The following is a 21,342-nucleotide window of genomic DNA, read 5'->3' as shown; positions in this document are numbered from 1 at the left end:
GAATTCCTCAAAAAGGCCGGAATTGACCTTAAAATTGATGATAGCGATTGATAGTTGATAGAAGGATAATGACGATATCGGCAGTTTGCCTGTTTTTATCGTTTTTTATGGCTCTAATGCCGCCAATCCGTCATTTTTTGGCGTAGGCGATCTACTGCCGATTTTTTAATCTGACTAATTCTCGCAGTGCCAAGATCTAGAACTTCCCCGATTTCTTTCAGGTTCAATTCTTCAACATAATAAAGCTGTAAAACCAACGCTTCCCGCTCTGGGAGGGTTTTAATTTGTTCAGTCAAGGCTTCTTGTAAAGCCTCGCGTTCCATCCCGCTCGCTTGATCAGCATCATGATCGGTAAAAACGCTAGAATGATCAGAATACACGTCATCCAAAGATTCTTGCCGAATATTTATCGCGCCATCAGCCCATTCCCGATATTCGCTGGGCGACATACCCATTTTTTCAGCCATTTCGGAATCGGCTGGTTGACGACCAAGGATAGAGCTTAACTCGCCCCGAACCTTATTCATGGTTTTTTGTCGGGCAATGCTGGAACGCGCGGTGGCGGCATGTTGACGCATATAGTCAATCATCGCACCTCTTATCCGCATCGAAGCATAGGTCGCGAAGGCAAAGCCCCGATTTTCAAAAGCGTTTGCAGATTCAATCAGGGCAACCATACCAATTTGGATCAAATCTTCGACTTCAATCGCAGAAGAGACACGGCCATGCACATGCCATGCAATTTTACGAACCAGTTGAAGATGCCCTTTGATTAACGCTTCGACATTCTTTTTTGACGGGTGTCGGCTGTAAACGTCTGGTGAGGAGTCTGGAACGTCAAAATCATCAAGATGCACTCACCGTCTCCAAACTGGAAAAGAAATTACTGCGCCTTAGCTTTTTAGGTAAGGTATAGTCATTTAACCGATGAGCCAAGCGTTCAAACGCTTCTGATGCGCGGGCTTTTGGAAATAAATCCAAGCAGCAACGCTTTCTTAATACCGATTCTCGAATATGCGAGTCACGCGGGACGGATCCCAGATGATGTAGTTTTATGCCCAGAAAACGGCCAGACACATCTGAAAAACGCCGAAATAAATCACGCCCCTCTGTTTCGTCCTCAACCATATTAGTAACGACCAGAATTTCTTTTACCTTATATTCAAGCGCTAACAACTTGATAAGGGCATAGCCATCCATGAAAGAGGTTGGTTCAGACGAAAGAACCAGAACTACCTGATCGGCAGAAGCCATCAAAGAAAGTGAGCTTGCAGAGGCACCACTCGGATTATCCAGCAAAATATAGTCAAAAGATTTCACCCAAGGGCGCAAGCTGTCGACTAAACGGCGTTTGGCAACAGCATCCATTTCCATGATGCGTCCGGCACCATTGACGCCTGGCACCAATTTCAGGCCAAAAACACCATTTTGGACGACATCTTCATATTCACGCCGTCCGGTCAAAATATCTTCAATCGTCCGGTCGGAATTCATGCCCAATACAATACCGGCATCCGCCATGCCCAAATCACAATCTAACAGCAAAGTGCGCTGCTTTATTTTTGCAAGCGCTGCTGTCAAATTGGCAATGACATTGGTCTTGCCGACACCACCTTTACCACTGGCAACGGCGATCACTTGAAGGTTTCGTGTCACGTTTACGGGCATTAGGACACCGCCTCCGCCTTGTTAGCTATAGAAGCCGAAGATGTCTGGCCATCCCCGACAACAGCAACGACCTCTACCGGCTTTCCGTCTGGAATTTCAAGAAAAGATAGAACCGAAATTTCAGAAAAATGTGGCTTCAAAAGACGTGCCAAAGGCCGCCTGATAACCGGAGAAGTAACAATGGCAAAACGCTGTCCACTAGACAACAACGGATGCGCGGCCGATTCCAAAGCGGAAACAATCCGACTTGCAAGAGCAGGTTCAAATGGATGTGCAGCCTGTGGTCCTGACCGCACCCCTTGCGAAAGCAAAGCTTCCAGCTTTGGTTCAAAAGTCACCACCGGAAGCGGCATTTTAACCGGAACAATAGACTGAACAATGATGCCACCGATGCGAATTCTGATTGCTTCCAACAGGGCATTAGGTTCGGTTTCTTCTCTAACGGCATCTACCATGGCTTCAATAATGCGGCGGAATTCGTGAAGAGAGACACCTTCCCACAACAAAGAACGGCATATCAGCGTAATCACTGCCAAAGGTAGCGGCTGCGGTGTCACAGCGGACACAAGCTGAGGTGCAGTTTCTTTTAACATATCTAATAATTTTTGGGCATCATCCATGCCAAAGAGATCAGAGGCGTTGCTGATAATAGACTGATTAAGATGAGTTGCAATAACCGTCGCAGCATCGACAACTGTGTAACCCGCGACGATAGCATCAGAGCGGCGATTTTCAGGCACCCAGACTGCATCTAGCCCAAAGCTTGGATCTTTGGCAGCGCGCCCTTCCAAGGTGCCATCGGCTTCACCATTGTTAAGCGCCAAAAGCTGATCCGGCCAAACCTGATCTTCGCCCGTCACAACGCCCGAAACGCTGATGCGATAGCTGTTTGCCCCCAAAGAAAGGTTATCACGCACCCGAACCAAAGGAATAACAAAGCCTAAATCACGCGACAATTGCCGTCTAATACCCGTCACACGTGCCATAAGTGGGGCTTTTTTGCGCTCATCCACCAATGCAATAAGGCCATAACCGATTTCCAAAGCTAAAACTGCACCATCAGACACGTCATTCCATGAAACAGGCGGTGGCGTATCGGGAACCAAAACCGGTGCAGGTTCTTTTTTGAGTGCAGCTTCTGCTTGGGCCGATTTGTGCAATTTCCACGCCGTCCATCCAGAAAGCCCCGCCGCAGGCAGAATAACAAAATGCGGCATACCTGGAACAATGCCCAAAAAACCTAAAATAACCGCAACCGGCGTCCATGCCCGTGCTGAATTAAACTGGCTGACAATTTGTCCGGTAAGATCGAAGGTAGATGAAACGCGGGTAACAATAGAGGCTGTTGCAAATGACAACAGAAAAGATGGGATCTGCGCGACCAAAGCATCACCGATCGCTAACTGGATATAGTTAGAGGCTGCATCGCTAAAGTTCATATTATAGCTGAAAACGCCAAGGATAAGGCCGCCGATAATATTGACCAACAGAATAAGGACACCCGCAACGGCATCCCCTTTCACGAATTTAGACGCACCATCCATCGATCCGTAGAAACCAGCTTCGGTGGCGACTTCCTGCCGTCTTAACTTGGCATCTTCTGGCGTAATTAAACCAGCATTTAAATCGGCATCAATTGCCATCTGCTTACCTGGCATAGCATCCAAGGTAAAACGGGCGGAAACTTCCGAAACACGGCCAGCCCCCTTGGTGACAACAACCATGTTAATAATCATCAGAATGGAAAAGATGAAAATACCGACGACATAATGATCGCCGATCAAGAAATGCCCAAAGGATTCAATCACCATCCCGGCCGCATTTGCGCCGGTATGGCCATTCACCAAAACAACACGCGTCGATGCGACATTAAGAGACAACCGTAGCAGAGTAGCGAAAAGCAAAACGGTCGGGAAAGAAGAAAAGTCTAACGGCTTGGCAGCGTTCAACGACACCATAAGAACAGCCAGAGAGATCGTGATATTGGTAATAAAGCCGATATCCAGCACCGCTGTCGGCACCGGCACAACCATCAACCCGACCAGCACCAAAATAGCCACGGGCAAAATAGCCGTGCGCCCAGCGGCAAGCCAGATCGTTTTTCTGACGGCTGCGGTAGCCATTACATGCTTCCCTTTTTCACAAGACGACTAATTTTGCCTTTGCCGGTCATCCTCACTCCTGCCAAATTTACGACATCTTCCAAATTCACATTTAAAGGTAGCAATTTTTGTGCCACAATTTGTTAAGTTTTTTAAACAAAAAAACAACATAATATTTAGAAATATATAATGTTGTTTTTGGGTAATATAAATTTTTTAGGGAAATTTTTTTATAAAATGGGTTATTTTTTGGCATCAAAACCCAGACAGCAATCCATTTTGGAACAAAAAAGCGGTAAAACCAATCTTTACCATCCATTATGGCAAATAAATAATATCAAAGCACAATCGGGGGAAACCGTCATATTTATTATAAAGTGAAGGCAAAGTTGACACTTAGGTAAGGAAAAATCGTCAGACCTATGATCAAACTATTGAAATTTGCCTGTCCGCCGATAAGCCAAAGGCGCATCTGTTAAGCCATAAATAGCCATCTGGCTTAACAGTTTTTGCATCATGTCGGCGCTATAAAGACTACGCTGCCTGCCCGCTTCAGCTTGCTTCATCGCAAGTTGCAAGGTCTCACGTAGAGAATCAGTGGTATGCCAAGCATCCTGTTCTTTAACCTTTTGGACTGCGGCAGATACCTCTGCGCAGGCAGCTTCAATATCATCTACGCTCTGTCCGTCCAATGCGTTCACTAGACCGATAACGGCGTTTTTTAATTCACTCAAATATTGCTCACTCATTAAGAACCGGATGAGACAGAGGACGCAGAAGAAGTCGTCGAACTATCCGACGTCTCATACTGAACCATCTTTGCTGAGATCATGCTAGCACTGATAGGATAACGACCCTCTGCAATCAAAGCACGGATTGCCTGTATCTTTGCTTTATTAACAGGAGGGCCAGCAACTGCAAGCGCTTCTGAAAAGCTAGCCGCCGTTGACGTCGTGCTTTTGGCCTTGGCCGTGCTGCTGGTAGAAGATGCGGTTGACTCAGTCGATGTAGTACTCTTCACACCGGAGACCGATGTTACCGAAGAAGACTTTGAACTATCATCAGTCGTCGATACCGTCGTCTGGGCGGAACTTGCATCACCAGAGGCATTTGAAGTGTTTAATGAAACAGCACTGACTGGCGTTAACCCGCTGCTTGATTTTCCGATACTGTCGACCATGTAATTAGCCCCGATTGCAAAATACTAATAATAAAAAGCTCCTGATGCCTCTATAACGGCAAAATTTCCGATTATTTAAATCATTTTAATCATTCAAATCCGGGAATTCTTACTTTGCCAGATTCGACAACAACCGCGATAATAGGCGGTTTGCTCGGATCGGATTTAACCCGAATGTGATCGCCCAAGGCACCGTCCTGTTGTGCCACACCCTGAACTGATACCGTAAAGCTGTTATTACCGGCAACCAATTCTACCGGATCGCCTCTTTTAACTAGAATATCACCCTTGCTATTTTCTTTGGCATTACCAGAATTCTGGCTATTTTGCGGGTTTTCGCGGTTATGCAGCACACGGGCAGTGGTTCTTACCAATGGTACGCGAATACGCCAACCAAGGGAGGGACAATGCACAGAGACAGAACCGGTAACGGGCTTATCAATCACGACTAATTCAGGGCATTGTGCCAAATGCAAACGACGGTCAACGGGGGTAACGGCACCGCCTTCTGAACCGATAGGTGCACCAACACTGGCCGCGATTTGCTTATCTAAAGCCGCTAAATCTTGGAAATCAGCAGCCAAAACGGATGTAGTTGGCAATAAAAAAGCAAAACTACCTAAAAAAAATCCTAAACATGAGTATTTCTTTTTCATTATTGCCTTTTATCCCTCTGTTAATGCGGCCTTTTGGGGCTGTTATCTTTTTAATTTCTTTTTTAACGACCTAAAGGCAGAAGATTTTTCCTAAAAAGAAACTAGCCTCGGTCTATCTTTTTATCTTCGCCATTATTTTAAATTGGGCAGCGTATATTTTTACCCTTCGCCCCGAAGGCCACCATACAAACTGCTATCACTGGCATGCGGCGGCATCCATAACATAATCCCATGCCGTTTTATATTCAGGATATAAAACCAATAGCCAATATTTGGCCACAGACGTAAAACGCGAGGCGCTCCCTAATTAAGATGGATTTTTGCTGATAGTAACCAATAAATGCTGGCCATTATCCGATAACGGGTTATCCGGTGCCATCATAATTTTTAAATGAGTATCATCGATTCCTGATGATTTTATCACTCTTGCGACCGCCGCTGTGCGCGCTGCCGCCAATTCCCATCTATCAAAACGGGCGTTGCCATTACCGATGCCATGACTTTCGATCAAAAAATAAGCCGTTGACCGCATTGGCTTCTTCACAAAGCGGGTCAGCATATTTTTACCTTTGTCGGTTAAGATCGCTTCTTGCGGCTGAAACAGATCATCGGCCAAAAATTCTTGCGATGGACAGGCTGCCCCTGTCTTGGTCAGGCAATCTTCGTTTTCTTTAGCTTTGTCGGCTTTGGCATCATTGGCTTTTGTCGCATCATTCTGGCTCTGATTATCCGACAGAACAGGCTTTCCTGACTTGTCGGTTTTGCCACCTGCCCCACCATTATCAGTTTTTATGGCATCATGATTAAATGCGGAACGCAAGCTGGCCGCAACCTCTTTTGGGTCATGCTCTCTCGCATAGAGCAGCACGAAAAACCCAAGGATGGTCATCAACAAATCAATATAGCTGATTGTCCAGCGTGCGTTTCTTTTCAGTTTCACCGCAATCAGTCCTCTACAGCGCTGTTGTTTTTGGCAGGCGGCATCCGAAGAATAGGCATCTTCAATTCAGCCCAAGCGGACGAGATCAGATTATCGGCCACTCTTTTCCACCACTGTCCTTCCATTTCAGAAAGATATTCCAACCGTCCCGCAATAGGCACCGCAATCAATGTGGAAAGGCATAATCCATAAAGCGTAGTCAAAATAGCCATCGCCATAGACGGTCCCAAGGTATTGATGTCGCTTAGATGGGAAAACATATTGACCAACCCAATGACCGTTCCAATCATCGCAACAGATGGTGCGACGTCGGCAATAATATACCAGAAATTGATCGCGCCTTGATGCCTATTCTGCCGTTGTTCCAATTGCGCGGTTATCCATTGACGAAAATCATTAGGATCTTTGCAATCGGTCATTCTGATGACGGCTTTTTGCAAGAACAGCGGCGCGAAAGTGATATCTATCCGGTCAGCTGTCGCAATACCTTTAGCTTTGGTTTGCTGTAAGATCGTTTTTAACGCGCGATCAGCGGTTTCAGCCTCTTTTTCAGGCTTCGCCATAATCAAAGGACGAAAGGCTTTAAACGCTCGCAGAATATCCGCCCCTGTCGATCTGAATATGGCGATAGCAAAACTGCCGATAATCACTAGCAGGAAGGCCGTGGCGTCAAAAAAATGACTAACTGACGTCAGAAGATACATAAAGTCCCTCTTTTTTTTAGGGAAAACAACGCTGCATTCGGCAGTCTAAAGCGGCAACAAGCGGCAAACTTTTGCCGCATTCGGCAAAGCATCGCCTTTTTTCCGATAAAAAAGACCTGATAAAATCGCCTTTTCATGACATTTGCTCATTTGGCACAGCTTTTGAATAGAAATCCAACATATTCTTTTGGAACTTTTATTTTAAGGGGGGCGACATGGCGATCAGTTCAACTCTGTTCGGTATTCAGGGTGACGCTCTTGTGCTGAGAAATCAACGCATGGCGATGCTGGCTTCAAACATCGCCAATGCGGCAACACCTAATTACAAAGCACGGGATATTGATTTCAACAAAGCCTTGGGCGAGGCCACTTCCGGCAACGAAACGGAAGAAGCCGTCACCGATGCCATGGGATATCGCGTGCCGATTGATAAATCCATTGATGGAAACACGGTCGAGTTGCCAACCGAACAAGCGCAGTTTGCTGAAAACGGTCTGAAATACCGTTCGACGCTGACCTTTATTCAAGATCGCATGTCTGACGTTATGTCGTCATTAAAAGGAGAATAAGGCGTTTTATGGATCGGCCTCTTTCTATTTTTGATATTTCTGGACGGGCTATGTCCGCCCAGTTGGTTCGTCTGAACACCAACGCATCAAACCTTGCCAACGCCAATTCCGTGGCCAGCAGCAAGGAAGCCGCTTTTCATCCCTTAAAACCTATTTTTTCAACTGTTACTCAGTCCCCGGGTATTGCGACCGTGAAGGTCGACAAAGTGGTGGCAACCGATAGTCAACCGACCCAAATTCATGACCCGACGCATCCTTTGGCCGATGAAAACGGCGATGTGTGGTCGGCTGGCGTGGATACGGCACAGGAAATGGTCGAAATGATCGAAACTTCGCGCGATTATCAAAATAACGTGCAGGTTATGCAGACCGCAAAAGCGTTAACTCTCGATACGTTGAAAATGGAACGTTAATCAAAAATTAGAGTAAATAGGATTTAACATTTTGCGTTCCTGCGCTTTCTAGGAGAATATTCATGTCATCCACATCTTCGGTATCCGGCCAAAGCTATATCAACCAGATATCCAGCGGCTCCAGTACTTCTGCCAATTCAACCAGTTCTTCGAGCGATCCGACGGCCGCGCTCAGTTCAACTGACTTTTTGACGCTGTTGACGACCCAGTTAAAATACCAAGACCCCGATAGTCCGGTTGATAATACGCAGATGGCTGCCCAGATGGCACAATTCTCCAGCGTCGCCGGTATCAATCAGATGAATACGACGCTTAGCTCCATTCAGAGCGATGTATCCTCTTCACGCCTCGGCAATGTTTCTAACTGGATCGGTAAAGCCGGTTTGGTCAGCTCAAGCACGTCGACTTCGATTGATGGTACTTTTGCAGGTCAGGTGACCTTGGACAGCTCGGCTGCCGATGTCAAAGTCAGCCTTTCTGATAGCACGGGTAAAGTGGTCTATTCACAAGATTACGGCTCACAAAGTGCGGGTGCAATGAGCTTCTCATTCTCCGGCAATGACAGCAGCGGCAATGCCGTTTCTGGTCCTTTGTCCGTCAAAGTCAATGCAACCAATAGTTCCGGCGGCAGCGTCAGCACATCCACGTCTACATGGACGATGATTGATGCTGTTAATTCACCGGCCAGTGGCACCACGCAAATCGTGACGTCGCTCGGCACTTTCGATCCTAGCGATATTTCCAGCATCAGCTAAACTCTTTTTAACCCTTTGCCCTTCATTCAGGAGAGCTATTAAATGGCTTTTTATACGTCCTTAACGGGTCTTAATGCTGCCCAGACTGACCTCTCGGTTACGTCAAACAACATCGCCAACTCCGGTTCTTATGGTTTTAAGAAAACCACGACCGACTTTGGTGAATTGGTTGCAGATTCTCCCCTCGCCTCCGGTCAAAATATCGGTCAGGGTACTCGTCTCCGTGCCACTATTCAGGATTTTACCTCTGGTAGTATGAAGACCACCAACCGCGCCCTTGACATGATGGTCAATGGTGATGGCTTCTTCTTGGTTAAATCACCGGGTGCTTCCGGCACGATTTCTTTAACCCGTGATGGTAGCTTTTTGACCGACAAGAACAACAATGTTGTTACTTCCGATGGTCACTATCTTCAGATCTATGCAACCGATAACTCTGGCAGCATTTATACGGGTAGCACCTCAACGACTTCTGCCACGGGTGGCCGAGTTGTAAAAAATCTGACTCTGCCTTCTTACGAAGATCAGCTTACTATCAGTAACAGTGGCACGGGTAGTCTTGTTCAGGTTGGCACCAGCCTATCGGCATCTGGAGATATTTCTCTTACTAATACCGATGGTTCTACGACGAAAATTACTGGTGCAAAAATAACTCTGGGCGGCGCGACTTTTGCGGACTCCAGCACAACAAACCTTTCCGGTGGTGTCATGACGATCACTGGCGGAACGGCTACTACTACCAGTAGTGATGGAACCGTAGGCGCGGCAACACCAAACACGACCACGTATACCTCTACGGGTGGAACCGCAAAAGTTGATCCTTCAACTGGTTTATTGACAGATATCGCACTTGCAGCTGATGCCAAGCTGACTGCAAATGGTAATAACTATGAAGGTAGTATTACCAGTGCAACATACCCGACGACGACAGCTACCGATGAAAGCGGCGATACGTCTTCCGCTCTCAGCAACATTTCTGTTGGCACCGACGGGAAAGTAACCGCCACCTTCGCCAATGGTAACCAGTATATTCTGGGCGCCGTTGCTTTGGGTGACGTGAACAACCGTAACGGCCTTCATTCCACGGGTAACGCTAACTGGACAGTCACCGGTACTTCCGGCAGCCTGAACTATCGTGAAGCTGACACCTCCGGTCTGGGTTCTGTTCAGTCCGGTGCTTTGGAATTGTCGAATATCGATCTGACGCAGGAATTGGTTAACCTGATTTCTGAACAGCGTAACTTTCAGGCAAACTCCAAAGCCATCAGCACCGATAACCAGATGGTCAGCTATGTGATGAATATCCAGTCATAATTCTGGCTGAATAATCACCGGCAAACATAGGGAATAAAATGGACCGTCTTCTTTACACTTCACTGTCAGGTATGCGGGCAACGATGCGGCAGCAGATTGCAACCGCATCAAACTTGTCCAATGCCGAAACCCCCGGTTTTAAAAAGGAACTGTCGACACAGGCAGCTTTCTGGCTGCGTGGTGGAAACAGTAGTCGGGCTATGGCATCGCAAGGTATCTATTCGGCTGATTTACAAAAAGCCGAAGTACAGCAAACCGGACGAGATCTCGATCTCGCGATGGGGGGCGATGCCATGATCGCTGTGCAAGCAGAAGACGGTTCAGAAGCCTATACGCGTCGGGGTGACTTACAGGTCACCAATTCGGGTGTTCTGGTCAATGGTGAAGGCCATCCCTTGGTCGGCGAAAGAGGGCCGATTACGATCGGCGCTGCTGACAAGATTACAATTGATAAAGACGGTACCGTCTATGTCATTTTACCGGGGCAAAATCCGGTTCAGCCCGAAGCCATTGACCAAATTAAACTGGTTTCACCCTCTACCCAGCCGCGCAATCGCATTGCGAAAGGACTGGATGGCTTATTTCGTGTTGTCGATGGCGGCACGTTAAACCGTGATCCGGCGGCCTCTGTTCAGGCGGATAGTTTGGAAAATTCCAATGTCGAACCAACGCAAGCCTTGGTCGATATGATCCAAGCCAGCCGATCTTATGAACAATCTGTTCGAATGGTCGCAACGGCAAAACAGCTTGATGAAAGCAGCACTAGCCTGATGGACATCTCTGAATAGCTGAAACGCGGTTTATCTACCCCCGCTGTATGACAAGATTGAAACTGTAAGGAATACGAAGAATGCCAACGACGCCGCTGCAAGTTGCAAGAACCGGACTGGATGCTCAAAACACCCGGATGCGGATTATCGCAAATAACCTTGCCAACGTTAATACGACCGCCTTTAAACGTGATCGGGCAGCCTTTGAAACCTTGGCCTATCAAGCAGAGCGGCAGCCAGGTGCACAGTCCACCAACAGTTATTACTATGCAACGGGTTTAACGCTGGGTTCTGGTGTGCAAACCATTGCAACTGAACGGCAGGAAACTGAAGGCTCTTTGGTCAACACGGGTAACGCGCTTGATCTCGCGGTTTCCGGTGTCGGTTTTTTCCAAATTCAGTTGCCAGATGGTACCATCGGTTACACCCGCGCCGGTAACTTCCAGTTATCGCAGGATGGCCAGATTGTTACCGATGACGGAAAACCGTTAATCCCGAATATCAACATTCCGCAGAATGCTGAACAGGTAACGATCGGTGAAGATGGAACGGTTTCTGTTCAGTTACAGGGACAAACCCAATCCAATCAGGTCGGACAAATTCAGACGGTTCGCTTCATCAATCCGGCGGGTTTGCAAGCCACGGGGCAGAATCTTTACATCGAAACCCAATCGTCAGGACAGCCACAGATCGGTTTGCCGCAGCAAGATGGTATGGGCTATATTTTGCAGGGTGAACTTGAACAGTCGAACGTCAATATCGTTCAAGAATTGGTCGATATGATCGAAACGCAGCGCGCTTATGAAGTGAACTCGAAAATGATCAAAGCTTCTGACGAAATGCTGCAATATATTAACCAGCAGATTTCTTAAGATGATGCATTTCAAGAAACCTTCTTTTCCGGCATTGTTGCTGGCGATTACGGCCTTGGCTGTAACGCCTGTGCATGCGCGTAAGAAGGTTACCCAGCCCGACCCGAATTTTGCACCGACCTATCCAGATGATCCAAGGCCAGAAGTTGTGCCAAATGGCGCTATTTTTCAGCCTTCTTATGGCTATATGCCGATCATCTCTGGTGCGCGGGCTTCGCATGTCGGTGACATGGTGACGATTACACTGACGGAATCTTTTGCAGCCAGCAAATCGGCAAACACCACGACTTCGCGTTCTGGTGGTGCGTCGATTATTCCGCCAACGACTGGCCCCCTTTCCTTCTTTAAAGCAACGGATGCGACAGCCAGCAGTTCACATAATTTCAAAGGAACCGGCACGACAGGACAGTCGAACAGCTTATCCGGTGAAATTACGGCGACTGTTGCGCGGGTCTTTCCTGATGGGACAATGCTTATCCGTGGTGAAAAAATTATGACCATCAACCGTGGTGACGAACATATCCGTATTTCGGGTCTTGTCCGTCCGTGGGATATTGATGGCACAAACCATGTCTTGTCCACTCGTATTGGCGATGCCCGCATCAGCTATACCGGAACAGGTGATGTCGCCCGTGCCAGCCGCATGGGTTGGCTGGGTCACTTCTTCCAAATGGTCAGTCCTTTCTAATGGGCAGGAAGTCTATGGATATTTTTTCATCTGAAAGAAGCCTGATAGGCAAACTGTTCCACCGCACTATGTTGGGGCTGTTTTTGTCTTTTATAGCCTTAGTCATGCCTTTCATGACGGTAGCGAAAGCAGATCGCATTAAAGATCTGGGTTACTTCCAAGGCATGCGAAGCAACCAATTGACCGGATATGGCATCGTTACCGGCTTAGCCGGTACCGGTGACTCCAGTTTGCAGTATACCATCGCCGCTATGACGGCTTTATCGGCGCGTTTCGGTTTAAGCATGCCCAGCAATGTCAGCCCGACTTTGCAGGATGCCGCAGCCGTGATCATAACCGCCGATTTGCCGCCTTTTGCTAAACCGGGTCAGACCATTGATATCACCGTTTCGGCTTTGGGACGTGCGCGTTCCATTCGTGGTGGTGCTTTGATGATTACTCCGCTTTATGGTGCCGATGGTCAGATTTATGCCATGGCACAGGGTAACCTCGAGGTCGGTGGTCTTGGTATCAGTGGTCGTGATGGTTCTAACTTAACCGTCAACATTCCGACAGCGGGTCGTATCCCTTCCGGGGCAACGGTCGAACGTTCGGTTGATCCGGGTTTTGCATCCGCGCCTTACTTACAGTTCAATTTAAGCGAAGCCGATCTTACCAATGTGCAACGGGTAGCAACGGCTATCAACAACGCATTGGGGCCTGGTCGGGCGCATGTATTGGACGGTGTCTCGGTAGCGATTACGGCACCGGAAGGGGCTGAAGTTCGGACAGTTTTAATGGGTGAAATTGAAAATTTACCTGTTGATCGTACGGATGCTCGGGCTCGTGTAACCATCAATGCCAGAACAGGTACGATCGTTATCAATGGTGCGGTTCGTATATCGCCAGCAGCTATCACCCATGGACGCTTAACTGTCCGAGTGGATGAAAACTATGGTGTGTCTCAACCGAATGCTTTTGGACAAGGGCAAACAGCCGTCACGCCTAACAGCACGATCACGGCTGAACAAACCCGATCTCCAATGTTCCATCTTCAAAACGGCGCTAATCTGACGGATATCGTGAAAGCGGTAAATGCGATTGGTGCGACCCCGGGCGATTTGGCCGCCATTTTGGAAGGCTTAAAACAGGCCGGGGCAATGAACGCGGATTTGATAATCTTATGAGCAGTATTTCAAAAGTCACGAATAGCCAAGAATTGGCAGCCAGCATGGCTGCTAGTCAGAATGGCATTGCTTCTTCTAACGCATCTGTCGCAGCTACAAAGGCTTACGGCAGTGCAGCGGTGGCTAAGGGTAAAACCGAAGTTGCAGCTGTTGCGCAAAAATTTGAAGCTATCTTTAACCGCCAAATGCTTTCCGAAATGCGGAAAGCCTCCCTGTCTGATGACGATCTTTTCGGCAATGATGCCGGAGATCAGTTTCGGGATATGCAGGATGCTAAATTGGCTGAAAATCTGTCTGGTCATTCGGGGCCACATGGCATTTCAGCCATGTTAATGCAGCAAATGGGTGGTCAGGTTGCTACGGATGGAACGGCTACAACAAATAGTTAAGTCTGAATAAGGCTAAATTGAAACTGTTGTGGTTCGCTATTTTCGTAATGACAGACATATTTTCCTAAAAAAATTGCCTGCCGAGCCGTAAAATAACAAAAGAACTAATGCAGCCGGTATCCAATACCTCGCGCTGTGTGGTGACAGGATAGTGAAACGATAATGAGCGATATTCTTCAAATTGGAGCTTCTGGCGTCCTTAACTACGGTAAGGCAATAGACGTTATCGGCGAAAACGTTTCCAATGCCCAAACCGCAGGCTATGCAAGACGCGATGTTAAATTAACAGAAGCCCCTAATGGTGGCAGCGGCATTCTTGGCCTTGCGCAGGTTACCGGCAACGGGGTTACGACCCAGTCTGTAACGCGGGCATGGGACGGATTTGCAGCAACGCATGTTCGGAACACGGCTAGTGATGCAGGTGAAGCCAGCGCGGTTTCGCGTTGGATGTCGTCAACGGAAACAGCCCTTAACAGTGGTGATACTGGAACAGATGGCCAGTTAACGTCATTCTTTACCAGCTTGACAGCACTGGCAGCGAACCCAACCGGCGTAACGCAACAAACCGCATCCATAAGCGCGCTGAATGATGCTGCAAAGGCTATTAGTTCTTCGGCTTCTGGCCTTAAAAATGTTTCTGACGGTATCAAAGATGAAGCCGATGGCGGTGTATCGGTTATCAACTCTGATCTTACCACTTTGGCTAAAGTTAATGCGGCTATCATCCGGACGCCAAGCGGCACTGACTCTGCGGCAGGTCTTGCTGACCAGCGCGATCAACTGCTGGATGATCTGTCATCCAAGATTGGAATTAATGCCGATATCGCCTCGAATGGTACCGTAAAAATTACCCTAAGTGGTACGGCTAATGGTCAGACCCTATTGTCTAGCACCGCAGCTGGACAGATGGCAGGTTCCTTTACAGCCTCGATGGATTCTAGCGGTAAATTGACTATTGGCGTGAAAGATGCGCTCGATAGCAATAACAACAAGAATATGAACAGCTCGGCCGGTGGTTCACTGAGCGGATTGATAACTGTCGCTTCGACTGTCGCCGATGAACGCAGCAGCCTGAATACAGCGGCTAGCAGCTTCGCGACGCAGGTGAATGACTGGAATAGTCAGGGTAAAACGCCTGCTGGTGCAGCCGGTGGTAGTTTGCTGACTATTACTGATAACGATGCAACAACCCTTGCAACGACCACTTCTGACGGTAGCCAGATTGCTAGTGCCAATAGCTCTAGCCCAAATGGAAATCTTCAGAGTGTTTCTAGTGCGTTAAGAGGTAGCAATGGCATCGAAGCCAATTATGCGACCTTGGTTAGCACTAATGCGCAGGTAACCTCTTCAGCAGCCACGAACGCTACCAATACAGAAAATCTGTATACGACGGCGACAAAGACGCGTGACAGCTTGTCAGGGGTCGATGTTAGCACGGAAGCGGCTGAACTCCTTCGTTATCAGCAAGCATATAATGCTTCTGCAAAAATATTGCAGGCTGCTCAGACGACTATGCAATCTATTCTTGAACTGTTCTAGGAAGGGTTGGACGAATGACTACAAAGGTTGGCTTGGACTCTGCTATCAATAGCATGAAAGCTACGAGTAGCTTGATTGCAAAATATGAGAGCGAGATTAATAGCGAAACAAAAATACAGCAGCCGTCCGATGATCCTGTTACGGCTAAACAGCTTGATAACCTGAGACGTAGCTTAAGCGGCAATAGCGCTTATCAGACTAACGTCAAAACAGCGACGGCAGTTTCTGACCAATCTAATGCAGCTTTGTCTGATATTTCAACGCAGCTCAGCTCGATTCAAAATCGATTGCAGCAGGCGATGAATGGCACCAACTCGACTTCTACGCAGGCCATTCTTGCGCAACAGATTAGCAGCTCGGCCGATCAGATTAACAGCTACAAGACGAGCACTGATACGGATGGAAATGCGCTTTTTCCTTCTGATAGCAGCCAGTTAATCACGTATCCTATTGGCGATGACCGTTCGGTTGCAGCAACCCTTACCCAGACACAGGTTTTCAGCTTTACGGCTAGTACGGGAAGCACTGCTGGTTCGACGGTTGACCTATCGACTCTGTTAAAGAACACCCAAACCGCCATCACGAATAATGATTCGACGGGTATGAGTGATGCTCTGAACCAGATCAATGACGCAATCAAACATATGACTGATGCACAAGGGCAGCAGAGCGTCCTTGCTACCCAGATCAGTGATCAAAATGACCGTCTTTCTGATCAGGCTCTTACGATGAAAACGACAAAGACGTCTTTTCAGGCCATAGATTATGCTGAGGTTTATTCACTATATACGGCTAGCGTAACTCAGCAAAATGCACAATGGTCGGCATTAGCTCAGAATAAGTCCACCCTTTTTGATTTGCTTGGATAATATACCGATTTAGATAGCTTCAAATAGCTGGCAAAAGTCTCGGTTAAAAAATATAATTTTGAGTAAAGAATATTTTAATATCTGTATCCTTAAAATATTCTGAACCAATTATATTTACCTGCCGCTGTGTCTTTGTAAAAAGATATCTTAAATATTTGATAATTATAAATCGGGAATAAAATAACCCGAGGGAAAGGTTTTTAATGTTTGCGGCAATCGGCTTTACCATCTTGCTGGTCATGGTATTCGGTGGCTTTGCTATTACAGGTGGTCATCTGGCGCCCGTATTAGAAGCTATCCCTCATGAATTAATCGTTATCGGCGGTGCCTCCGTTGGTAGTGTCGTTGCCGGTAACTCTATGCTTGAATTGAAGCTTTTGCTGGGCGGATTCAAATCCGTCTTCAAAGGCCCCAGATTCAACAAAGACGATTATAAAAACACGATATTTCTTGTTGGAAAACTGATGCGCACCCTTCGGACAGAAGGGCCAGTTGCATTGGAAAGCCATGTAGAAAATCCTGAATCCAGTGCTTTCTTTGCAGAATATCCTAAGCTCTTAACCGATAAAACTTTGGTCAGCCTCATCACAGATACTTTGCGGCTTGTGGTGGTTTCTTCTGGCACGCTAGACCCTAATGCTGTCGAAGATGTTATTGATAATACGATCAAGACACATCACAGCGAAACGTCGCTTCCGGCTGATATTCTGCAAAATCTATCAGAAGCCTTACCTGCTTTTGGTATCGTTGCCGCTGTTCTCGGTGTGGTTAAAACCATGGGCTCTATTGATCAGCCGCCTCCCATTCTGGGTGCGATGATCGGTTCTGCCTTGGTCGGTACCTTCCTCGGTGTGTTGTTAGCTTATGGTATCGTAGCCCCCATGGCCAACCGTTGCCGTGCCGTTATCGAGTCAGATTCCCATATCTATCAGGTCATCAAACAGATGATTATCGCATCGATGCAGGGACATCCTCTTCCTTTGGTTATCGAAGCAGCACGCTCCGATATACCAGAAGAAAACAAACCTGAATTTGCTGAAATATTCGATGGTATGCGTGGGCGTTAAGCCATGAATTCCGAATTGGTAATGCAGCGTTAAATCTGAAGGCAAAAGACGGTGGCAAGAAGAAGCAACAAAAACGAGCCAGAGATACGGCCAATCATCGTCAAAAAGATTATTGACGAAGGTCATGGTGGTCATCATGGCGGTGCGTGGAAAGTCGCCTATGCCGATTTCGTGACGGCTATGATGGCGTTCTTTCTTTTGTTGTGGCTCCTTGGTGCGACTAATGAAAAAGAACGCAAGGGCATTGCCGATTACTTTAAGCCTTCTCTGATGTCAGAATCGGCCTCTGCATCGAATGGTGGGGTCGGCTTTTTGAAGGGGGATTCGCTTGCGGTTCCTCAGGAAATGCCAACACATTCAAAATTATCACCTGATGGTCAAAAACTGATTGCCAAAAGCCCAGATACGGTTGCGCAAGCAAAAGAGATCATCAAACAGAATGATCGTCAGCGTTTCGAAAAACTTCGCGAAATGCTTGAGGAACATATGAAAAAAGATCCCAGCCTTGCGCGCTTACAGCAAAGCGTTCGCTTGGTTGAAACCCGCGAAGGTTTGCGGATCGATCTGGTCGATCAATCTGATTTTGCTATGTTCACCCTCGGCACTGAAAATATGGTGCCAGCGGCACAAAAGCTTATCGCCGAAGTCGCAAGAGTAATTAAAGACGTGCCGAACATGATTATTGTTCGCGGACATACCGATGCCCTACCCTACACTTCTGGTCAAAGCGTGAATAACTGGACGTTATCGGCATCTCGCGCGGATGCAACCCGTCGTGGTCTCATCGCGGGTGGCGTGGATATAAACCGTTTTGACCGGATTGAAGGGGTTGCCGATCGCGAGCCTTATGTGCCAGAAAATCGAATGGATCCTCGCAATCGCCGTATGTCTATTACGCTTAGCTGGCTGAATAGCGATGATGCCCGCAGCCATCCTATTTCGCCTAGCTCCGGCCATTCCGATCCGACGCCGGAAGAACATAAGGCTGTTGCAAAGATCAATACGCCAATCGTCAAAAAACCAACTAAATAGAGTATGCCCCCGATTGGGATTAAACCTCCCAGTCGGGTTATCGCAAGCGGCCTGCATTGGTCTTTATAAATGGGTTACCGGCATCAGAAAAAGTCTAAGCAAAGTTGAATAATTTCTGACATTGGTTAATCAGATAAGGCATTAACTTCTCTTGCTTCTGTCGACATAGCAACTGTTTATAGAGCTATGTCGATGTCTTTAAAACTTTACTAACGGCAACGGCCAAATCCTGAATTGAAAATGGCTTTGGCAAAAAGGCTACATGTTCCAAGCTGATCGAACGTCTCAACTGTTCTTCTGCATAACCGGAAATAAATAGAACCGGCAAATTAGGCTTTAGCTTGCGGGCTTCGCTTCCCAGGCTGGGGCCATCCATTCCCGGCATCACTACGTCAGATATTAAAAGATCAATTTCCGAATTTTTCTTGAGAATGGAAAGCGCCTCTTCTCCATTCTCTGCGGTCAAAACTTCGTAACCCTGTCTGACTAAACCAAAGCTAGCCACATTACGGACAGTCTCTTCATCTTCGACCAATAATATTTTGCCGCTACCCCATACCAAAGAAGACGTATTAACATCTTGTTTTGGCTCTTCTTTTTGCGGTAGCTCACCTTCATAAATCGGCAAATAAATAGTAAAGCATGTGCCTACTCCGGCTTCAGAATCTGCAAAGATGAAGCCGCCTGATTGGCGAACAATACCGTAAACGGTTGCTAGCCCTAACCCAGTGCCCTTACCAACCTCTTTTGTGGTAAAAAAAGGCTCGAATATTTTATTCAAAATTTCAGGCGGAATACCGCTGCCAGTATCTGATATCGCTAAAGCCGTATAATCTGCGGCAGGGATCGAATGTCTATTCTGATGAGAATCTTCTTCCGTTACGCGATATGTCTGAATGGTAAGATGCCGTTCTTCGCGTCTCTCCAGCATTGCATCGCGGGCATTCACAGCCAGATTAACAATAACCTGCTCTAGCTGACCAGGATCGGCTCTTACCAGTCCAAGGTTGCGGCCATGCTTCACGGTCAGTAAGATTTTTTCACCCAACAACCGTTTCAAAAGATTAGAAATTTCTGAAATAACATCAGGTAACTGCAATATCTGAGGGCGCATGGTTTGTTGGCGAGAAAAAGCCAATAACTGGCGCGTCAATGCGGCAGCTCGATTGCTGTTATGCCGAATTTGCTGGATATCGTCATAATCACTGTCTCCGGGGACATGACGCATCCGCATGACATCACAATAACCAATAATGGCAGTCAGAATATTATTAAAATCATGAGCAACACCGCCCGCCAGCTGCCCAATCGCCTGCATTCGGGTGGTTTGTGCCATTTGTTGTTTTATTTCATTTTCAGTGGTTGATTCCTGCAAGGTAATCAACACTGCAACTTCACCCAAATGACGAATGCCAGTTAAGGTTAAAGTGACGGTTTCTTCTGGCTTGGCAATTAACCGGACAGAAATTTCACCGGAGAGGGATCGTCCAGACGAATAGCGTCGCACCGCATCAGCCACGGCAGCTTTGTCTTCTTGAACAACCCAGTCGCTCGGATACATAACAAATTTTCGAAGAGACATGCCTGTAATGCTAGACATCGACGGATTCATCAATAGAACCTGACCATCCAAACCGACGACAGCCAGATTATAGGGCAAAACAGGCAATAAATGCCCAATAATGTGAAGGCTATCCTGACCTTTTTGGTCACCATCCTGCGCTTCATCAAGCAACAGCACTAAATTGAAAGCTTTATAAAACGGTGCTTTGATATTTGTTTTAGACGACAGATCTATTTTGATGAAACGGATAGGAAGTTCTTTTTCACCCGTATTTTTAAAGAAAAATTGACCGTGACGGTTTGCCTGAAAAAAAGATAGGAAATCATGCCCCTCTATCGTCGCATCAATTTGGCCAGTGCTACGAAAAGTAAAAACCGGACTGGCAATAACAATTCGACCTTCTTCGTCCAGTAATACGGCCATAATACCGGCTTCCGCAAACAGACGACCGAGCCCGCCTTCAACCAAAGCAGCAACATGCTTGCCTTCTGGAACCGGGTGTTCCGATAGAATACGCCAGATCAGGTAATTATGATGAACGCCTGCCCGCCGTATCGAGAGGCTATAAATTCTGTGGTGATCCTCCTGCCATCTCAGGCTGGCACCCCCATTACGCCAGACAAGGCGTAAAGCTTTGTCGAAATCTTTTTGCGCCTCTGGCGGGAGATCAAATTTGTCAGGCAAAACCAAAGACGGAAACCACTGGTTATATAGGCTATTCGAAGCCAGCATTTGTCCAGAACGGTCGCTTACGGCGACAGCCGCTATATCATTATCAATAATAGAATGGAGCAATGCCAAGTCAGGCAAAAATTCTGTCGGCTGGATATGGGATTGTCCTAACCCTTGTCTTCGAGAAAAAACGACAAAGAAAGTTATAACAAAGTAGGCTGCCAGCGATAAAAGTAAGAGGCGGTAGTCTCCTAGAACCCATCCGAACAGGAAAAAAGCCAGAAGAGAAAGGATTAAAAAGGTCGCAACGAGCCACCTTGATACCAGAATGTCCTTTATTCCGGTCAAATAAGAAAATATGGCAGCTTTCATAAATATTTCATCGCCGAATGGATGAAGAAGGTCAAGCTGAT

The 21,342-nt window shown here is 47.1% G+C and carries 22 protein-coding genes; 13 read left to right on the top strand and 9 right to left on the bottom strand.

Annotated elements, in window-relative coordinates:
* Positions 1-113: 113 nt before the first annotated feature.
* The 8 genes from FBY58_RS03210 to FBY58_RS03175 form a co-directional block, all read right to left on the bottom strand.
* The gene (locus FBY58_RS03210) at positions 114-857 is read right to left on the bottom strand and encodes a FliA/WhiG family RNA polymerase sigma factor (RefSeq protein WP_141919461.1); all 744 of its coding nucleotides are present in this window, start codon (positions 855-857) and stop codon (positions 114-116) included.
* Positions 847-1,668: an AAA family ATPase gene (locus FBY58_RS03205; RefSeq protein ID WP_141919460.1), complete on the bottom strand. Its 822-nt coding sequence runs from the start codon at positions 1,666-1,668 to the stop codon at positions 847-849. Before FBY58_RS03205 ends, FBY58_RS03210 begins: the two co-directional genes overlap by 11 nt.
* Positions 1,668-3,791 carry a flagellar biosynthesis protein FlhA gene (gene flhA / locus FBY58_RS03200; RefSeq protein ID WP_141919459.1) on the bottom strand — a complete coding sequence of 708 codons (2,124 nt, stop codon included), beginning with the start codon at positions 3,789-3,791 and terminating at the stop codon, positions 1,668-1,670. Before flhA ends, FBY58_RS03205 begins: the two co-directional genes overlap by 1 nt.
* Positions 3,792-4,201: 410 nt before the next feature.
* Complete coding sequence (locus FBY58_RS03195; RefSeq protein WP_141919458.1) at positions 4,202-4,519, bottom strand: hypothetical protein; 318 nt, start codon at positions 4,517-4,519, stop codon at positions 4,202-4,204.
* Positions 4,519-4,950, bottom strand: a complete 432-nt coding sequence (gene flgM, locus FBY58_RS03190; protein WP_141919457.1) for a flagellar biosynthesis anti-sigma factor FlgM — start codon at positions 4,948-4,950, stop codon at positions 4,519-4,521. The genes FBY58_RS03195 and flgM overlap by 1 nt, the downstream gene beginning before the upstream one ends.
* Before the next feature lie 89 nt (positions 4,951-5,039).
* Positions 5,040-5,606 carry a flagellar basal body P-ring formation chaperone FlgA gene (gene flgA, locus FBY58_RS03185; protein ID WP_141919456.1) on the bottom strand — a complete coding sequence of 189 codons (567 nt, stop codon included), beginning with the start codon at positions 5,604-5,606 and terminating at the stop codon, positions 5,040-5,042.
* A 307-nt stretch (positions 5,607-5,913) separates the two neighbouring features.
* The gene (locus FBY58_RS03180) at positions 5,914-6,546 is read right to left on the bottom strand and encodes an OmpA family protein (RefSeq protein ID WP_141919455.1); all 633 of its coding nucleotides are present in this window, start codon (positions 6,544-6,546) and stop codon (positions 5,914-5,916) included.
* 5 nt (positions 6,547-6,551) lie between these two features.
* The gene (locus tag FBY58_RS03175) at positions 6,552-7,250 is read right to left on the bottom strand and encodes a motility protein A (protein WP_141919454.1); all 699 of its coding nucleotides are present in this window, start codon (positions 7,248-7,250) and stop codon (positions 6,552-6,554) included.
* A gap of 215 nt (positions 7,251-7,465) precedes the next feature.
* On the opposite strand from FBY58_RS03175, the gene flgB reads away from it, so the two are divergent.
* From flgB to FBY58_RS03110, 13 genes are all read left to right on the top strand, one after another.
* Entirely contained in the window at positions 7,466-7,819 is a 354-nt protein-coding gene (gene flgB, locus FBY58_RS03170; RefSeq protein ID WP_141919453.1) for a flagellar basal body rod protein FlgB, read from the top strand.
* A gap of 8 nt (positions 7,820-7,827) precedes the next feature.
* The gene (gene flgC / locus FBY58_RS03165) at positions 7,828-8,232 is read left to right on the top strand and encodes a flagellar basal body rod protein FlgC (protein ID WP_141919452.1); all 405 of its coding nucleotides are present in this window, start codon (positions 7,828-7,830) and stop codon (positions 8,230-8,232) included.
* Between the two features lie 62 nt (positions 8,233-8,294).
* Positions 8,295-8,987, top strand: coding sequence for a flagellar hook assembly protein FlgD (locus tag FBY58_RS03160; RefSeq protein WP_141919451.1), 693 nt, complete (start codon positions 8,295-8,297; stop codon positions 8,985-8,987).
* A 42-nt stretch (positions 8,988-9,029) separates the two neighbouring features.
* Entirely contained in the window at positions 9,030-10,301 is a 1,272-nt protein-coding gene (locus FBY58_RS03155; RefSeq protein ID WP_141919450.1) for a flagellar hook-basal body complex protein, read from the top strand.
* 38 nt (positions 10,302-10,339) lie between these two features.
* Positions 10,340-11,089, top strand: a complete 750-nt coding sequence (flgF, locus tag FBY58_RS03150; RefSeq protein ID WP_141919449.1) for a flagellar basal-body rod protein FlgF — start codon at positions 10,340-10,342, stop codon at positions 11,087-11,089.
* Positions 11,090-11,151: 62 nt separating this feature from the next.
* The gene (gene flgG / locus FBY58_RS03145) at positions 11,152-11,943 is read left to right on the top strand and encodes a flagellar basal-body rod protein FlgG (RefSeq protein ID WP_141919448.1); all 792 of its coding nucleotides are present in this window, start codon (positions 11,152-11,154) and stop codon (positions 11,941-11,943) included.
* 1 nt (position 11,944) lies between these two features.
* Positions 11,945-12,631: a flagellar basal body L-ring protein FlgH gene (locus FBY58_RS03140; RefSeq protein WP_141919447.1), complete on the top strand. Its 687-nt coding sequence runs from the start codon at positions 11,945-11,947 to the stop codon at positions 12,629-12,631.
* A gap of 68 nt (positions 12,632-12,699) precedes the next feature.
* Positions 12,700-13,797: a flagellar basal body P-ring protein FlgI gene (locus tag FBY58_RS03135; RefSeq protein WP_260432176.1), complete on the top strand. Its 1,098-nt coding sequence runs from the start codon at positions 12,700-12,702 to the stop codon at positions 13,795-13,797.
* Positions 13,794-14,186: a rod-binding protein gene (locus FBY58_RS03130; RefSeq protein WP_141919445.1), complete on the top strand. Its 393-nt coding sequence runs from the start codon at positions 13,794-13,796 to the stop codon at positions 14,184-14,186. The genes FBY58_RS03135 and FBY58_RS03130 overlap by 4 nt, the downstream gene beginning before the upstream one ends.
* 162 nt (positions 14,187-14,348) lie before the next feature.
* The gene (flgK, locus tag FBY58_RS03125; RefSeq protein ID WP_141919444.1) at positions 14,349-15,725 is read left to right on the top strand and encodes a flagellar hook-associated protein FlgK; all 1,377 of its coding nucleotides are present in this window, start codon (positions 14,349-14,351) and stop codon (positions 15,723-15,725) included.
* Between the two features lie 14 nt (positions 15,726-15,739).
* Complete coding sequence (locus FBY58_RS03120) at positions 15,740-16,594, top strand: flagellin (RefSeq protein ID WP_141919443.1); 855 nt, start codon at positions 15,740-15,742, stop codon at positions 16,592-16,594.
* A gap of 203 nt (positions 16,595-16,797) precedes the next feature.
* Positions 16,798-17,661: a flagellar motor stator protein MotA gene (gene motA / locus FBY58_RS03115; protein WP_141919442.1), complete on the top strand. Its 864-nt coding sequence runs from the start codon at positions 16,798-16,800 to the stop codon at positions 17,659-17,661.
* 51 nt (positions 17,662-17,712) lie between these two features.
* Positions 17,713-18,693 carry a flagellar motor protein MotB gene (locus tag FBY58_RS03110; RefSeq protein WP_141919441.1) on the top strand — a complete coding sequence of 327 codons (981 nt, stop codon included), beginning with the start codon at positions 17,713-17,715 and terminating at the stop codon, positions 18,691-18,693.
* Between the two features lie 184 nt (positions 18,694-18,877).
* Here FBY58_RS03110 and FBY58_RS03105 read toward each other — a convergent pair whose 3' ends face one another.
* Complete coding sequence (locus FBY58_RS03105; RefSeq protein ID WP_141919440.1) at positions 18,878-21,301, bottom strand: response regulator; 2,424 nt, start codon at positions 21,299-21,301, stop codon at positions 18,878-18,880.
* Positions 21,302-21,342: the final 41 nt, after the last annotated feature.

Origin of the sequence: Zymomonas mobilis, assembly GCF_006715975.1 — a bacterium.
GTDB lineage: Bacteria > Pseudomonadota > Alphaproteobacteria > Sphingomonadales > Sphingomonadaceae > Zymomonas > Zymomonas mobilis_B.
This window is presented reverse-complemented; position numbering and strand designations above follow the sequence as displayed.

Excerpts from the sequence above, each read along its gene's own strand:
- flgC (WP_141919452.1), top strand. The coding sequence starts at position 7,828 with ATGGATCGGCCTCTTTCTATTTTTGATATTTCTGGACGGGCTATGTCC.
- FBY58_RS03130 (WP_141919445.1), top strand. The coding sequence starts at position 13,794 with ATGAGCAGTATTTCAAAAGTCACGAATAGCCAAGAATTGGCAGCCAGC.
- FBY58_RS03120 (WP_141919443.1), top strand. The coding sequence starts at position 15,740 with ATGACTACAAAGGTTGGCTTGGACTCTGCTATCAATAGCATGAAAGCT.
- motA (WP_141919442.1), top strand. The coding sequence starts at position 16,798 with ATGTTTGCGGCAATCGGCTTTACCATCTTGCTGGTCATGGTATTCGGT.
- FBY58_RS03175 (WP_141919454.1), bottom strand. The coding sequence starts at position 7,250 with ATGTATCTTCTGACGTCAGTTAGTCATTTTTTTGACGCCACGGCCTTC.
- FBY58_RS03160 (WP_141919451.1), top strand. The coding sequence starts at position 8,295 with ATGTCATCCACATCTTCGGTATCCGGCCAAAGCTATATCAACCAGATA.
- flgB (WP_141919453.1), top strand. The coding sequence starts at position 7,466 with ATGGCGATCAGTTCAACTCTGTTCGGTATTCAGGGTGACGCTCTTGTG.
- flgK (WP_141919444.1), top strand. The coding sequence starts at position 14,349 with ATGAGCGATATTCTTCAAATTGGAGCTTCTGGCGTCCTTAACTACGGT.
- FBY58_RS03205 (WP_141919460.1), bottom strand. The coding sequence starts at position 1,668 with ATGCCCGTAAACGTGACACGAAACCTTCAAGTGATCGCCGTTGCCAGT.
- flgF (WP_141919449.1), top strand. The coding sequence starts at position 10,340 with ATGGACCGTCTTCTTTACACTTCACTGTCAGGTATGCGGGCAACGATG.
- FBY58_RS03105 (WP_141919440.1), bottom strand. The coding sequence starts at position 21,301 with ATGAAAGCTGCCATATTTTCTTATTTGACCGGAATAAAGGACATTCTG.
- FBY58_RS03195 (WP_141919458.1), bottom strand. The coding sequence starts at position 4,519 with ATGAGTGAGCAATATTTGAGTGAATTAAAAAACGCCGTTATCGGTCTA.
- flgA (WP_141919456.1), bottom strand. The coding sequence starts at position 5,606 with ATGAAAAAGAAATACTCATGTTTAGGATTTTTTTTAGGTAGTTTTGCT.
- flhA (WP_141919459.1), bottom strand. The coding sequence starts at position 3,791 with ATGGCTACCGCAGCCGTCAGAAAAACGATCTGGCTTGCCGCTGGGCGC.
- flgG (WP_141919448.1), top strand. The coding sequence starts at position 11,152 with ATGCCAACGACGCCGCTGCAAGTTGCAAGAACCGGACTGGATGCTCAA.
- FBY58_RS03155 (WP_141919450.1), top strand. The coding sequence starts at position 9,030 with ATGGCTTTTTATACGTCCTTAACGGGTCTTAATGCTGCCCAGACTGAC.
- FBY58_RS03135 (WP_260432176.1), top strand. The coding sequence starts at position 12,700 with ATGTTGGGGCTGTTTTTGTCTTTTATAGCCTTAGTCATGCCTTTCATG.
- flgM (WP_141919457.1), bottom strand. The coding sequence starts at position 4,950 with ATGGTCGACAGTATCGGAAAATCAAGCAGCGGGTTAACGCCAGTCAGT.
- FBY58_RS03140 (WP_141919447.1), top strand. The coding sequence starts at position 11,945 with ATGATGCATTTCAAGAAACCTTCTTTTCCGGCATTGTTGCTGGCGATT.